This is a genomic window from Proteus genomosp. 4 str. ATCC 51469, from assembly GCF_003144375.1.
Lineage (GTDB): Bacteria > Pseudomonadota > Gammaproteobacteria > Enterobacterales > Enterobacteriaceae > Proteus.
This window is the reverse complement of record NZ_PENV01000003.1, coordinates 33,917-47,497: the sequence shown is the minus strand read 5'-3', so window position 1 is coordinate 47,497 and position 13,581 is coordinate 33,917. Positions and strand designations below refer to the sequence as shown.

At 34.2% G+C, this 13,581-nt stretch carries 11 protein-coding genes and 1 pseudogene; 9 read left to right on the top strand and 3 right to left on the bottom strand.

Translation table 11 applies throughout. The features are described from left to right. The first annotated feature begins 10 nt into the window (after positions 1-10). From DK866_RS04570 to DK866_RS04555, 4 genes are all read left to right on the top strand, one after another. Positions 11-280, top strand: coding sequence for a PAAR domain-containing protein (locus DK866_RS04570; RefSeq protein ID WP_109407908.1), 270 nt, complete (start codon positions 11-13; stop codon positions 278-280). 23 nt (positions 281-303) lie between these two features. Continuing rightward, positions 304-1,230, top strand: coding sequence for a hypothetical protein (locus tag DK866_RS04565; protein WP_109407907.1), 927 nt, complete (start codon positions 304-306; stop codon positions 1,228-1,230). Between the two features lie 46 nt (positions 1,231-1,276). Beyond that, positions 1,277-2,227, top strand: coding sequence for a hypothetical protein (locus DK866_RS04560; protein ID WP_109407906.1), 951 nt, complete (start codon positions 1,277-1,279; stop codon positions 2,225-2,227). 213 nt (positions 2,228-2,440) lie between these two features. After that, positions 2,441-2,914, top strand: a complete 474-nt coding sequence (locus tag DK866_RS04555) for a hypothetical protein (RefSeq protein ID WP_109407905.1) — start codon at positions 2,441-2,443, stop codon at positions 2,912-2,914. A 415-nt stretch (positions 2,915-3,329) separates the two neighbouring features. On the opposite strand, the gene btuF is transcribed toward DK866_RS04555, so the two are convergent. Further along, positions 3,330-4,157: a vitamin B12 ABC transporter substrate-binding protein BtuF gene (btuF, locus tag DK866_RS04545; RefSeq protein WP_109407904.1), complete on the bottom strand. Its 828-nt coding sequence runs from the start codon at positions 4,155-4,157 to the stop codon at positions 3,330-3,332. Positions 4,158-4,261: 104 nt separating this feature from the next. Next, positions 4,262-4,957, bottom strand: coding sequence for a 5'-methylthioadenosine/S-adenosylhomocysteine nucleosidase (mtnN, locus tag DK866_RS04540; RefSeq protein WP_109407903.1), 696 nt, complete (start codon positions 4,955-4,957; stop codon positions 4,262-4,264). 127 nt (positions 4,958-5,084) lie between these two features. On the opposite strand from mtnN, the gene dgt reads away from it, so the two are divergent. From dgt to DK866_RS04520, 4 genes are all read left to right on the top strand, one after another. Beyond that, entirely contained in the window at positions 5,085-6,593 is a 1,509-nt protein-coding gene (dgt, locus tag DK866_RS04535) for a dGTPase (protein ID WP_109407902.1), read from the top strand. A gap of 389 nt (positions 6,594-6,982) precedes the next feature. Then, on the top strand, positions 6,983-8,308 hold the full coding sequence (gene rlmD, locus DK866_RS04530; protein ID WP_109407901.1) for a 23S rRNA (uracil(1939)-C(5))-methyltransferase RlmD: 1,326 nt from the start codon (positions 6,983-6,985) through the stop codon (positions 8,306-8,308). Positions 8,309-8,379: 71 nt separating this feature from the next. Next, positions 8,380-10,617, top strand: coding sequence for a GTP diphosphokinase (gene relA / locus DK866_RS04525; protein WP_109407900.1), 2,238 nt, complete (start codon positions 8,380-8,382; stop codon positions 10,615-10,617). Between the two features lie 148 nt (positions 10,618-10,765). Next, a complete protein-coding gene (locus DK866_RS04520; protein ID WP_103005062.1) occupies positions 10,766-11,104 on the top strand; it encodes a colicin E1 family microcin immunity protein in 339 nt (112 codons plus the stop codon). Between the two features lie 23 nt (positions 11,105-11,127). On the opposite strand, the pseudogene DK866_RS04515 reads toward DK866_RS04520, so the two are convergent. Beyond that, a pseudogene (locus DK866_RS04515) lies at positions 11,128-11,753 on the bottom strand (colicin-like pore-forming protein). A gap of 892 nt (positions 11,754-12,645) precedes the next feature. Here DK866_RS04515 and mazG point away from each other — a divergent pair. Further along, complete coding sequence (mazG, locus tag DK866_RS04505; RefSeq protein ID WP_109407897.1) at positions 12,646-13,443, top strand: nucleoside triphosphate pyrophosphohydrolase; 798 nt, start codon at positions 12,646-12,648, stop codon at positions 13,441-13,443. Positions 13,444-13,581 lie beyond the last annotated feature (138 nt).

Here is a 13,581-nt window from a genome sequence, read left to right as displayed (position 1 = left end):
TGTTGAAAACATGCGTAGCACAATTCAAGGACGAAAAATCATTTTAAAAAATGATACTACTAATACTAAAGGAACCGTATTAAGCGGTTCTTTATTAGCAAAACAAACACATGAAATTGCCTGTTTAGGCGATGAAGTCTATTGCCCTGCTTGTCAGCAAAAAGGCAAGATAATTGAAGGGGATTCCATGATGAAAATAAGCAATATTCCAGTCGCGTTAGAAGGGCATAAAGTGCAATGCGGCTGTTTAACGGGTTGTATATTGGTGGCTATTGAATAACTAATTATTTTTATGGGAATATAATGACAAATTTATTTAGTGGTACAAATCATCCTCATAAAATAGAAATGAATCTTTTTAAGGAAGATAATGATAATTATAATTCCAATATTAAATTAAAAGACTTTGAGTTTTTAAACGAATTGACTGAAGATAAATGTGAAATTGATTCACCTAATAGAAATCTTATCAAGAATATAGCTATTCCTATTTTTATTGTGCTTTTTTTTAGTTTTTTTTATTTAATATACAATAAAGCTGAAAGTATTTACTACGGAAAAGAAGATTTTCAGCAAATGGTAGATGTTTTTAAAAAGGATTACAAAAAAGAATACTCAAATCTCAGTGAAGAATGGAAAAAAGTTTATGATAAAATTTATCCTTATTTTAATCAAGAAGTTACTTATTGGGATTACTTAAAAGCTTATTATTCTGGTGATTTTTATCAAGGAACAAAAAATGCTATTTATCAAGAGCTCGCATTATTTTCTATGCCATTGATTGGAATGATACTAATGGGGCTGATTATTTTTTATATGCCTTGGGTGGTATTAAAAGTAGATAGAAAACGGCAAATTCTTTATGTTTGGAATTCCAGACATTTATTAGTAACGCGTTATAGCGATGCTGAATTTGGTTATGCGGGCACATTAATGTTCTTAAAACTTTATTTTCTTAATAAAAAAACAGGAAAATTAATAGAAGGCTATTTTAAACCCAATATTTCATACTCAACCGGTCTTTTAGTGAGTAGAACGGCTGAAAATAAGCATTTTGTGACTTTTATTAATACGTTTATGAAAGAAGGTCGAGATGCAATTAGCCAGACTAATTATAGTCGAAGAAAACCGCTATTTTGGTTTAATAAAAACCCACTCCCTGCTGATTTTGAACAACAAATAAGTTGTATTTTAGCCGAAATCGATAAAAAGAAAGTCAAACATGCGTAGCACATTTGACTAAAGAAAAATAATAAATATATAGAAGGGATTGAAAATGGTTAGAGTCAATAAAGTTTTAAAATACATTGAAAAAGAAGTAGTTAATAAAACAATTAGAGATGTCTCTGATATTGAAGAGTTAATTAATGAAGAGATTATTGATAATGTTTTGAAACTGCAAAATGATAATAGTTCTCACAAGGATAAATATATAAGGTATATGACAATTTTAAAAATTGAATCCAGTGCTATTTCTATTATATATATATATCAAATATATAAAAATACAAATAAAGTACCATGTTCTTTTGAGCGATTTTTTTATCATAAAAATATATATTTTATTTTGGATTATTTTAATTGTTTTAATAGAAAGAGAAATTTTTTAAATCTTGCAGAACAAGGTGAAATCTTATTAATGAATTTTGCTTGTAATTATTTTAAGTCTAGCCAACTTTGTTATGATAGAATAATAGAAAATATTCAGTCAGGTAAAATGGCAAACTCGCTCCCCATGTATACGCGACCTCAAAAATTAGGCGTATTAGCGATTGAAATGTTAGCCAGTGAAAAGAAAGAAACTATTGATTGGGAAAGTGCGGGCATTCCGATTGATCCTTTTTATCAACGCTTTTGCCAAGAGGCTCTCTATTGTGAAAATGATGAAATTTTAATCCCATGGTTAATAGAATTATGCGACAAGCATATTCAGTGGTCAGCATTATTTCGAAATAATGAAAATGAACAAAGTGCAACAGGTTATGAAGTTGATATGGAAATACTCATTGCTTGGCCTTTTGAATATCAAGCCGTGAAAAATTTTCGTGCTCGTCATGGCTTAAGTACCCCCATAATCGATCATCCATTACTAAAAACACCGATGGCTATCGATCATCGACCTGATATGGTGGGTTGGTTAGAGACTATGCCGGAAATTTATCATCACATTACAGATGATTTAATTAAAATAAACCCAGAGCTAAAAGTCATTCATACATTATTTTAATCTTGATTAAAATTAAACTAAGGCTTTTGTTATAAAATGATATTGACAGCAAAAAGCAAACAGATAATTAAGGACAATATTCTTCAGGAATTTTATATGGAAGCAATAGAATTCCTTGAAGATGAGCATAAATTAGTGTTGGATTATTGTAATATAAATAAACTATATTAATATTTTTATTTAAGTATGTTGTTAAAGGAAAACAAAAATATAATGGGTGTCAATGATGGATCAATATTATTAAAATTTATATCTAAACTGGATGAACTTGAATGGAAAAAGTATCAACACAGATATCCATATATATTAATAAGTAATAAACTCGAAATAATAGATCATTCATCTTATCCTCCGTTTACAAGTTTTAGATTTAAAAATAAAAATCCAAAAATTATAGAAATGTTAACTCAAGCTATAAGTAGTTATCAAGGCGATGTCGATTGGGTTTTAATTTCAAAAAAAAGAGAATATTGTAAAGGCATAAACTACTGTATTTTAACTAAGTATGTACAAGATAAAAAAGAGAAAATGAAAAAAATAAATAAAACAACTTACTCTGTGGATCAATATATAGCTGAGAATATGCCTCAATTTGGTCCAATCGCTTATAATGATTTAGTTAATTTAACTAAACATATCGAGTATTTTTTTAGAAAGAATAATTTATACTTTAAAGTGAAAGATTAAATTAATTAAAGGTGAAAAAGTATAAAATATTATATTAAAGATTCTTTATTGCTGAAGAAGAAATATAGCATTTTTCAATGGAAATGTTTTCTTTATTTTAATTGATAAAAATAAAGTGATCCAATTTAATGATGATGGATATATTATTCATTATGAAACACCATTAAAATTAATAGAGAAAGGAATGAGTAAATATTTAAAAAGTAAGTTTATTAAATAAATAAAGATTATTTGAATATTTTTGATGGCGAAGTTTATTGCCCTGCTTGTCAGCAAAAAGGCAAAATTATTGAGGGGGATTCCATGATGAAAATAAACACTACCCCCGTCGCATTAGAAGGGCATAAAGGGCATAAAGGGCATAAAGGGCATAAAGGGTTGTGTATTAGTGGCTATTGAGTAATTAATTATTTTGCTAATGGTTCGTTGCTATTGCCTCACAAACTTGCTGTGCTGCATTAATAATACGCGGTGCAGGTCGGCTAAAACTGTCTTCATCAATAGCAATAACGGGTACTGTGAGCTGAGGTTGCCAAAATGCTAGTACTGTAGGTATTTGATCTGCTTTACCACTGAATATAATTAAATCAGGTTGCTTTGTAAGTACTTGCTCACGACTTACTTGAGGCCATGCCACAGGGCTATTAGCGAAAATATTTTCACCGCCACAAAGTTCAGTGATATGGCTTTGTAATGTGCTGTTTGATGTAGTAAATAACGGCTGCATCCCAAATTGAATAAATACTTTTTTCTTGGAGTGATTTGATATAGTTGATGCATATTGTTGCTGTAACATTTGATATTGCTGGCGTAATTGTTGGGCATTTTTTATCGCAATATCAGGATGATGGCTATAGCTGGAAAGAGTAACAAGATCGTCTGCGATTTCCTCAATACTTTGTGGATCAGAATAAATGATAGGAATACCCAAAGCTTTTAATTGATCTAATGGGCGTTGTGGATTACCGCCTTGCCATGCGATCACTAGATCAGGTTTTAATAATAGAATGCGCTCGATATTAATACCCTGCCAATTGGCAACTTGTTCAATATTTTTAGCTTCCTCTGGATAATCGGAGTAAGCACTAACTCCGACAATATTACCCCCCATCCCTGCGGCGTAAGCCATTTCAGTAGCTGATGGTGATAGCGTAATAACACGATCAGCAGGCGTGATAGCAATAGCAAAGTTTAGCCAAAATAATGAACAGAGTAATAATCCAAGATTGATAAATAAACGCATTACTTTTCCGATAATAAAAAATACCCACCTATTTTTTATCTTAGAATAAACAAAAAATAAAGGTGGGGTATTGATAAAACGATATTAGGATTATCTCGACTTAATTAGTCTTTTAATTTATCCAACATCGCTGTCACCATTAAGCTTGATTGTTCTGCAGCAACAGATAAAAACTCATCAAAGCTTAAATGCGATTCTTTATCAGCTACATCAGAAATAGCACGAACCACAACGAATGGTGTGCTGAATTGATGGCAAACATGACCAATCGCAGAGGATTCCATTTCTACGGCAGCAACATCTGGGAATGTACGACGAATGCGCGCTAAAGGCTCTGCACCATTAATAAATGCATCACCACTACAAATTAAACCACGAACAGCATTTAATTTTAGCGATTCAATACACTCTTCTGCAATGCTAATAAGTTTAGGATCTGCAATAAAAGCAGGAGGGCATTGTGCCATTTGACCTGGTTCATAACCAAACGCAGTCACATCTGCATCGTGATAGCGAACTTCTGTTGAAACAACGATATCACCGACATTTAATCTTGAGTCTAAACCACCCGCAGAGCCAGTATTGATAACGACATCAGGGCGAAAATGCTCAAGCAATAAGGTTGTACCAATCGCAGCCGCAACTTTACCAATACCTGATTTTAATAATGCAACATCAACACCATTGATTGTGCCTGTATAAATTTCACAACCGCCACGAGATAAGATTTGGCAATCTTCAATTTTCTCACGTAGAAGTGTGACTTCTTGCTCCATTGCACCTATTACGCCAACTCTCATTGTGTCATACTCACTTGTAGGTTAATAATAAATAGAAATTTAAATAGAGTTTAACATCTATCAGAAAAACACGATATAACACAAAGAATAGAGAATTCGTTTCATCGAAACCAGAAAGAGGACAGAAATGATCGATTTTAAGCTGAAGTTAAATTATCAACGCAAATATAACAGCAGTGATATCGATATTAACGATGAAATACAGGTTTCTCGTCAATTTGAAAGTGATCGTGGCCGTATTATTAACTCAGCAGCTATTCGGCGTTTACAACAGAAAACACAAGTCTTTCCTTTAGAGCAAAATTCCGCAGTACGTAGCCGTCTTACTCATTCTCTTGAAGTTCAGCAAATTGGTCGTTATATCGCTAAACAAATTATCGGTGAATTAAAAAAACAAAATAAGCTTGAAGTGTATGGCTTAATTGATCGCATCGATAGCCTTGAAAGTTTAATTGAGATGGCGTGCTTAATGCACGATATTGGTAATCCACCTTTTGGTCATTTTGGTGAAGCTGCGATTAAACATTGGTTTCAAAAAGTATTATCACCAGAGGCGACAGCCGAATTTGATAGTTGTCCGTTTATCCCTATGCAGTATTCAGCTAAAGTGCAATTAAATGAATTGCGACAAACTTTACGCCAAGATTTATGTCAATTTGAGGGTAATGCTCAAGCTATTCGAATGGCGCATCATCTTCTTAAATTGAATTTAACCTATGCTCAAATTGGCTGTGTATTAAAATATACCCGTCCTGCTTATTGGCAAGGTGAAATCCCCAAAGAATATAGCTATTTAATGAAGAAACCGGGATATTACTGGTCTGAATTAGCATTTGTAAAAGAAGTACAAGAAAAACTAAATATGGGGGAGTTCTGTCGCTTTCCTCTTACATATATTATGGAAGCTGCTGACGACATTTCGTATTGCATTGCAGATTTAGATGATGCGGTAGAAAAGGGGATTTTTGATATCAACCGCCTTGTTCAGCTTTTACGAGATGCATGGCGTGAGAATGGTGATGTGACCGAAGGTGATTTATTTGATATTACTGTGAATCGTGCTTATAAAAAAGTCGATCAAAATGAAGCCAAACGCAGCATGCAAGATCAATTCTTTATGTATTTACGAGTTTATATTACAGGGAAATTAGTCCCTTATACGGCATATCGATTTATAAAAAATCTTCCTCAAGTTTATGAAGGAAGTTTTAACCATGCTTTATTGGAAGGGAATAGTGCCGAGCATCGTTTATTAACAACCTTAAAAAGTGTTGCTAAAAAATGGGTGTTTAGCCATCCTGAAGTTGAAGAGCTTGAAATGAAAGGATATCGCGTGATCAGTGGATTACTCGATATCTATAAGCCCTTGCTTTTATTATCAACTGAAGATTTTTTAAGATTGCATAAATATAACGAACATCCTAAATATGTAATTGAGACGCGTTTATATCATAAGCTTTCTGTTAAACATAAACTGGCTTATAACGAAATGTTAGAAAAGCTAAATGATATAAATACTGAAAGAGGAAAAATTTTAGAGTTTTATTATCGTACCAGATTAATTCAAGATTATATCAGTGGAATGACTGATCATTATGCTTATGAAGAATATAGAAAATTAATGGTTTGTGATTAATTTGTAATCATTAAGAAGAATGCTATCTAATTGATTGGTGATAATTTTTAGACTTTTCTTAGAGATAATAAAGATTTATTAAAATAACAGAAAATAGATGTTATTAATTGTAAATATATTCAATATAAAAGTTATATATAATATTTGTTAGTTATAGAACAATATAAAATCCATAAAACGAGTGTCTTAGGTTGTTATCATTAAAAGTTTTCTCAACTTAACAAAAATATTGCTTATATCAGTTAAGTAAATAACTTGTTCGATGTTATACTCTCCCCATGTTTTCTTCTGAAATGCATAGTCATTCATGTAACGCTGAAAAACATACAGCGTATTCTAAAACGATGTCATTTCACTGTTAATCCGTCATTGATACTTAATTTAATACTATGGTGCAGTTTTATTCCCCTAAAAAACGTCCTGTGAAAAAACAGGCGACAACTCTGGAAGTGACCGCCAGTGCATTGGATGCAAATGGTCAAGGTATTGCTCATGCTGAGGGCAAAACGATTTTTGTAAAAGGATTACTCCCACAAGAAACTGCTCGTATTCGTTTAACAGAAGAAAAGCGCCAGTTTGCTAAAGGCGAAGTTATTAAGCGTTTAACTACCAGTGAACAGCGTATAACGTCTCATTGTGAATATTATGAGCGTTGTGGTGGGTGCCAGCAGCAACATGTACCTATTGCGCTACAACGTACAACAAAAGCAGGTGTGTTATCGCATCTTATTAAACGTGAAACGGGTGTGGTGATTTCAGCAGAGCCTGTTATTGCGGGCGCTGAATATGGTTATCGTCGTAGGGCAAGATTGGGTTTGCGTTATCAGCCTGAAAAGGGCTTGGTAATGGGCTTTCGCCAAGAACGCTCTAATGATTTGGTCATGATAAAAAAATGCCCAGTATTAAAACCTCAGTTAAATGATTTATTGTCTCCTCTTTGGGCATGTCTTAAACAATTAGCATCAGTACGTGATTTAGGACATGTTGAAATGGTGCTGGCTGATAATGGGCCGTTGGTGATTTTACGTCATTTATCACCATTGCCAGAGAGTGATAAACAGAGTTTGCGTGATTTCTCTCAAACTCATCAAGTTACGATGTATCTTGCAGGTGATAATAGCGAGATAGCACGATTAACTTCAATTGAAAAGGAACCCTTCTATCAAATAGAAGGTCTAAATTTACGTTTTGCACCTACTGATTTTATTCAAGTAAACGATGAAATAAATCCTAAGATGGTTGCTCAAGCTATTGAATGGCTTGATTTATCGCCAGAAGATCGTGTGCTAGATCTGTTTTGTGGTATGGGTAATTTCACTTTACCTATCGCAAAACATGTCAGTGAAGTAGTGGGTATCGAAGGTGTACCTACGCTGGTTGAAATGGCGAAAAGAAATGCAGAACTAAACCAACTAGGTAATGCGCATTTTTGGCATGCAGATTTATCGGCTGATTTTTCTGCGATGTCGTGGTCGAAAGAAGGGTTTAACAAAGTGTTGTTAGATCCCGCGAGAGCAGGGGCTTTGGAGGTAATGTCACATATTGTGAAGTTATCCGCAGAAAAAATCGTGTATGTCTCCTGTAATCCGACCACGTTAGCCAGAGATAGTAAGATATTATTAGATTCTGGATATCAGTTAACCGGTTTAAAAATGTTGGATATGTTTCCACAAACAGGTCATCTGGAATCAATGGCACTGTTTAGTCGAAAGTAAATTTATTTGAAAATGAACAGTTAGCCAGTAAATAAGTCGCAAATAAGATTTATACCGTGTAGGGAGAGAATATGGTTGCAGTAAGAAGTGCTCACTTAACACCTGCAGGAGAGTTTGCTGTTGATAAATGGGTCAACAGCTTGAACTTAACCCATGTCAATGCAGGTAGTGAAATCATGCAAACCTGGGAATACTGCCATCGTACTGTTCAAGGGCGTGAAGATGCCGAACTGTTATTGTGGCGTGGTGTTGAAATGGTTGAGCTTCTTTCGACACTAAGCATGGATAAAGACAGCATGAGGGCGGCGCTACTTTTCCCGCTTGCTGAAGAAAATCTTATTGATCAGGAAATCGTTACTGAACACTTTGGTGATGCTATTTGGAGCTTAGTGCGCGGCGTTATGGAAATGGATGCCATACGCCAATTAAAAGCGACACATACCAATGAAACAAGCTCAGTTCAGGTGGATAACGTGCGTCGTATGTTGTTATCCATGGTGGAAGATTTCCGTTGTGTGGTCATCAAACTTTCAGAGCGTATTGCCCATTTACGAGAAGTGAAAGATGCCACTGAAGATGAGCGCGTACTGGCTGCTAAAGAGTGTTTCAATATTTATGCACCATTAGCCAACCGATTGGGTATTGGTCAATTAAAATGGGAATTAGAAGATTTTTGTTTCCGCTATCTTCATCCTGATGAATACAAAAAAATAGCAAGCTTGCTTCATGAGCGTCGTATCGATCGCGAACAGTATATTGATAATTTTGTCAGTACAGTACGCGGTTATATGAAAGAAGAGAATGTCGATGTAGATATCTATGGACGTCCCAAACACATCTATAGTATTTGGCGCAAAATGAAGAAAAAGAATCTCGCATTCGATGAGTTATTTGATGTGAGAGCGGTACGTATCGTCGTGGAACGGCTTCAAGATTGCTATGCGGCATTAGGGATTGTGCATACTCATTTCCGTCATCTACCTGATGAATTCGATGATTATGTTGCAAATCCAAAACCTAATGGCTATCAATCTATTCATACTGTTGTGTTAGGGCCTGAAGGCAAAACAGTTGAAATCCAAATACGTACCCGTCAAATGCATGAGGACGCAGAATTAGGTGTGGCTGCGCACTGGAAATATAAAGAAGGTGCAACAGGTGCTGCAACGAAAGGCGGTACAGGTAGTTATGAAAACCGTATTGCATGGTTACGTAAACTGATTGCGTGGCAAGAAGAGATGGCGGATTCTGGCGAAATGTTGGATGAAGTTCGTAGCCAGGTTTTTGATGATCGAGTATATGTCTTTACACCAAAAGGTGATGTAGTTGATTTACCTGCGGGATCAACACCTCTTGATTTTGCTTATCATATTCATAGTGATGTGGGACACCGCTGTATTGGGGCGAAAATTGGCGGGCGTATTGTACCGTTTAGCTATCAATTACAGATGGGTGATCAAATTGAAGTTATCACGCAAAAACACCCTAATCCAAGTCGTGATTGGTTAAATCCTAACTTAGGCTATGTCACCACAAGTCGTGGGCGTGCGAAAATTCATAACTGGTTCCGTAAGCAAGATCGCGATAAAAATATTCTTGCTGGACGCCAGATTTTAGATAATGAATTGGCGCATATGGATATCAACATGAAAGAAGCAGAAAAACTGCTGATTGCACGTTATAACGTGCATAGTGTTGATGAAGTATTAGCTGGTATTGGTGTCGGTGATATCAGAATTAACCAGTTAGTGAACTTTATTCAAAGTAAATTAAATAAAGCCACTGCGGAAGATGAAGATAAAGAAGCTCTGCGGACACTTGAAAACAAAACGCCAGCACCTAGAGCCACAGGATCAGGTGGAAGCATTGTTGTCGAAGGTGTGGGTAACTTAATGCATCATATCGCACGTTGTTGCCAACCTATTCCGGGTGACAATATTGTTGGCTTTATTACTAAAGGTCGTGGTATTTCGATTCACCGAGCTGATTGTGAACAGCTTGCGGAATTACTCTCTCACGCACCAGAACGTATTGTTGATGCAGTATGGGGAGAGAATTACTCTAGTGGTTATTCATTAGTTGTTCGTGTTGTTGCTAATGATCGTAGTGGATTATTACGTGATATCACCACTATTTTAGCGAATGAAAAAGTTAATGTGCTAGGCGTGAGTAGCCGTAGTGATGTGAAGCAACAAATTGCGACAATCGACATGAATATTGAGATTTATAATCTCCAAGTATTAGGTCGTATTTTGGCAAAACTTAATCAGTTGCCTGATGTGATAGAGGCGAAACGCTTTTCTCACTAAAACATTAAAATGATAAGATGCCGAGACAACTGTTCTCGGCATTTTTTTATCTAAAAATCAGAAAAACTGTATATTTAGTTAGTAATTAAATTGTTATGGTTTATTTAAAATAAATATGGTTTAAATAAAAGGGATCTAGTAGATAAATATGAAGATAACTAAACAATATTATATTAAAAATATGTGTTGGGGGTGGTTTATTGGTGCTCTATTTTTATACTCTTGCTTAGAATATGAGTTGAAGTATGAAAGTCTGATGTTGTTAATTAGTATTGCTGGTATTGGACTATATCCGTTGGCTAAATGGGGGATTGAATGTTTTTTTCTTCAATTTACTACCAAAGAATTTTGGAATCGAGGACTATTTTCAGATACAGCAGGTAAAGCTGGTGGCTTGGCTTTATATAGTTTCATTGTGTTTTTATTATCTATACCAATTACAATAATTTTTATATTATTCGTGTTAGTGAAAAGGTTGCTTTTCTAAATAAACAACCTTTAAAGTATTAATTAAATACCAATCAAATTATTGGCTTTTTCAATTAAGTCGTTATCAATCAATGCTCCAATACTTGCTATGAGCAATCCATATCCTAATATCCCTATGGGACCACCTAGAAGCACACTAAATGTAAATCCTGCTACAGATGTAGCCGCCATTCCTGCAAATATAGTCTCAGCTTTAACAAAAAATGGACGCCAATTATCTGTCTCTGTTGCTTTTATTAACTCTATCCATAAATCTTTGACGTCAAGAGCTTTACTTACAAAAAACATACCTTTACTAAATTTTTTTAATTTTTGAGCTATATCATCGAGTTTGATCGATTCCAATGCGGTTGCAATAGCTTTACGATCTTTGGCATTAATTCTTCTATTGATATCCGCTTTGTATTTTTCGTAAGCTTTTAGCGCATCATCAACGTTAGGATGGTTTTTCCTCTGGTTTGTTGTGCTAAAGATTCCGCTAATTTCCTTGCTTTATCACCATAAGCATTAAACACTTCTTTATAAAAATCAGCCGTAAACTTTATTGAATCATGCAACAGCTTAAATTCATCGTTTGTTTGTTCTTTTTTATTTGCTTGTTGAGCTAGAATATCAGCAATTTGGAAATTGCGATGTGTAAACGTCATATTATTATGGAAATCTTGGCATGCGGATTTAAAATCTTGTTCTCTAATATATTTTTGCATCTCAGGAAAATTATTTATATTGTCTGCGCCTTTATCTGCATATAAGGCATGTAAGGCTAATCGTACTGAGGGTAGCCAGCGGGAATATTCCCCAAATTTTTCACCTATATTTTGTAACATAGGGTCTGGATGAGGACTAAAATGAATATCAAAGAGAAAACCATTTATATAGTTCATTTTTTGGTAAAACATTCTACTTAGATTCAGATCTGCTTCGAATATATGACTTATATTTTCATTATTTAATGGAATATTGTTTTCTTTCATATTCAATAATAGTAATGGAGAGCTTTCATTAAACTCGTTTGATCTGTGCATTAAAGCACGGCCATAAGGTCGCATTCTTAATGCTTTTTTTAATGCTAATTCGGTTTTTTGTTTTAAGTAAGATTTACATTCATTTTTAAATGCTGGGCAATTTTTCTTTCCACAAACTGGGCATTCTTGGTTTTTATTCTGCATAAAAGCATTGCAAATAATATTTGTAGCTTGATTAAATGAAAAATTATTATTAAAAGCATACTCTGGAATATAAGCACTATGTGGCGTTACAGTTAATGAACTAAATTGAATTACATTTTCACTCATTTTATTAATCCTTTGATAAAAATGACGTATTTATATGATGTTGAAAAGTGGATTTATAGCGAGGAGTATATTTGTAAATAACAAATTCATAGTTCAATTTAAAATGTCATTATTCTTTCAAAAAAGTTATTTTTAAGATCTTGAGCTTGAAATGATAAGATGCCGAGACAACTGTTCTCGGCATTTTTTTATCTAAAAATGTGTTAAACAGGATAAAGCTCACTCTTATTTAAAAGGCAATATGATGTCAGAAAATCGTGAAATTTTTCGTTTATTAGAAATTATGGCGCAGCTACGTGATCCTAATACTGGATGCGAATGGGATAAAGTGCAGACTTTTGACACTATTGCACCTTATACATTAGAAGAAACGTATGAGGTGTTAGATGCTATTACTCGTAAAGATTTTACTGCTTTAAAAGAAGAGTTAGGCGACTTACTTTATCAAGTTGTTTTTTATTCACGTATGGCGCAAGAGCAAAAGTTATTTGATTTTAATGATGTTTGTGACGCCATTAGTAATAAGCTAGAGCGTCGTCATCCTCATATTTTTGCCTCTGAAAGCGAAAACAATTTATCAACAGAAAAACATCGCTGGGAAAAACTTAAAGCGCAAGAGCGTGAGGCAAAAGAACAATTTTCATTATTAGATGATATTCCCGCCACATTACCTGCTTTGATGAAAGCAGAAAAAATTCAGAAACGATGTGCTTCTGTCGGATTTGATTGGAATGAACTTGAACCTGTTTTAGGTAAAGTGTTTGAGGAAATCGATGAAGTGATGGCTGAAGTGAAAAAAACGCCTCAAGATGCGTCTAAAATTGAAGATGAATTGGGGGATTTACTATTTTCAGTTGTAAATTTATCTCGGCATTTAAAACAAAAACCAGAACAAGCATTAAATCGAGCATGTCGCAAATTTGAACAACGCTTTCGTTTTGTTGAAAAAACGCTCTCAGAAAAAGGTGTAGGCATAGAAAATGCTTCATTGGAAGAGATGGAGATCTGTTGGCAGAAAGCAAAGAAACAACAGGTTGAGTGAATTGTGACACGCAAATTAACACTAGCGTGACATAAAATGCGATAAAAATAGCCTGTAACATCTCGTTTTTTCAGTTATTTTTATAAAAGTTCTTAAAAATAGAAATTATAAAAGGTAATTTCGTTTTTTTGTTTTTAG

What these genes read in the sequence shown, in the direction of transcription:
- DK866_RS04565 (WP_109407907.1), top strand. Translation starts at nt 304, where the DNA reads ATGACAAATTTATTTAGTGGTACAAATCATCCTCATAAAATAGAAATG.
- rlmD (WP_109407901.1), top strand. Translation starts at nt 6,983, where the DNA reads ATGGTGCAGTTTTATTCCCCTAAAAAACGTCCTGTGAAAAAACAGGCG.
- DK866_RS04560 (WP_109407906.1), top strand. Translation starts at nt 1,277, where the DNA reads ATGGTTAGAGTCAATAAAGTTTTAAAATACATTGAAAAAGAAGTAGTT.
- dgt (WP_109407902.1), top strand. Translation starts at nt 5,085, where the DNA reads ATGATCGATTTTAAGCTGAAGTTAAATTATCAACGCAAATATAACAGC.
- btuF (WP_109407904.1), bottom strand. Translation starts at nt 4,157, where the DNA reads ATGCGTTTATTTATCAATCTTGGATTATTACTCTGTTCATTATTTTGG.
- DK866_RS04570 (WP_109407908.1), top strand. Translation starts at nt 11, where the DNA reads ATGCGTAGCACAATTCAAGGACGAAAAATCATTTTAAAAAATGATACT.
- mazG (WP_109407897.1), top strand. Translation starts at nt 12,646, where the DNA reads ATGTCAGAAAATCGTGAAATTTTTCGTTTATTAGAAATTATGGCGCAG.
- relA (WP_109407900.1), top strand. Translation starts at nt 8,380, where the DNA reads ATGGTTGCAGTAAGAAGTGCTCACTTAACACCTGCAGGAGAGTTTGCT.
- DK866_RS04555 (WP_109407905.1), top strand. Translation starts at nt 2,441, where the DNA reads ATGGGTGTCAATGATGGATCAATATTATTAAAATTTATATCTAAACTG.
- mtnN (WP_109407903.1), bottom strand. Translation starts at nt 4,957, where the DNA reads ATGAGAGTTGGCGTAATAGGTGCAATGGAGCAAGAAGTCACACTTCTA.
- DK866_RS04520 (WP_103005062.1), top strand. Translation starts at nt 10,766, where the DNA reads ATGAAGATAACTAAACAATATTATATTAAAAATATGTGTTGGGGGTGG.